Genomic DNA, 1130 nt, shown 5'->3' with positions numbered 1-1130 from the left:
ATCACACGGCATCCGTCCTTTGTCACCACGATCTGCTCCTCGAGGCGCGCTGCTTCCCCGTCTTCTCCATAATATGTCTCCACTGCAAAGTGCATGTTCTCCTCGATTACCTCCGGATATTCCATCGAGCACTGGTGCCCGATCACCGGCTTTGACCAGTGCGCAATCCCTACTCCGTGCCCCAGCTCCAGCGCCATCGTCTCGTACTCGTCCTTTGCTCCAAGCTCCCTGTACGTCGGCCACAGCTTACAAATCTCGTCCGTCGTCACTCCCGGTTTGATCGCACGGATCGCATCGTACATCCAGTCGTATGTCTTCTTGTAGATCCTCTTCTGCTTCTCCGTCGGATAACCGCAGCAGAACGTCCGGTAATAGCATGTCTTGTATCCGTTGAAGTCGTTCACCACGTCGAGGAACACCATGTCTCCCGGGCGGATGATCCGGTCTGAGAAGTCATGCGGGTGCGGGAACGCACGATCCCCTGAGATCACGTTTACGTTGTGCACGTTCTCCGCTCCCATTTCCACCAGCCGTCCGCGCATCACCGCGCATACCTCGTTCTCACGCACTCCCGGCTTGATCGCTTCCACAACGTCGTAATATGCTCCGTCCACCATCGCCGCCGAGATCTCCAACAGCTGGATTTCCTCATGCGTCTTGATCTTCTGCGCCTCCTGCATCGTTGCCTGCCCGTCACGCACGTCCATTCCAAACTTCACCAGCGCCTGCATCATCGACACTGTCAGGAGGTCGATCCCGATCGGCGCTTCGTGAAGGTTCCACTCTTTGAGGATTTCGTACACCTCTCCGATCACCTTCTCATTCGACTTTAACAGCGGCGTCATGCTCCCGCGCATATCGTTTTTGCTCGGACGGATGTCCTTGATCCACGGGCACAGCATCTTCTTCGTCCCGATTGCGCTGCCGATCTCAAACAGGATCGGATCGTGCCCTTCGGCAAGAAGCGTGTAACGGTTCAGCTTGTTGTTCACCCACTCTCCAAGCTTGGTGCTCGTCACATACCTCACGTTATCCGGATCGAACAACAGCACCGCTCCAAGCCCGTCCTTTTTCATCTGCTCCCGCGTTTTCTCCAGGCGGTCCTTCCTCAGCTTGTCGTAATCGATCCT

1 protein-coding gene is annotated in these 1130 nt (G+C 56.1%); it reads right to left on the bottom strand.

All coding sequences use genetic code 11. The features are described 5' to 3' along the window. Positions 1-1130, bottom strand: a 1130-nt coding sequence (locus tag ACS5WU_RS13860; RefSeq protein ID WP_465089207.1) for a M24 family metallopeptidase, incomplete at both ends; no start/stop codon positions are given.

This window comes from Christensenella sp. KGMB01412 (genome assembly GCF_055522415.1).
This window is presented reverse-complemented; position numbering and strand designations above follow the sequence as displayed.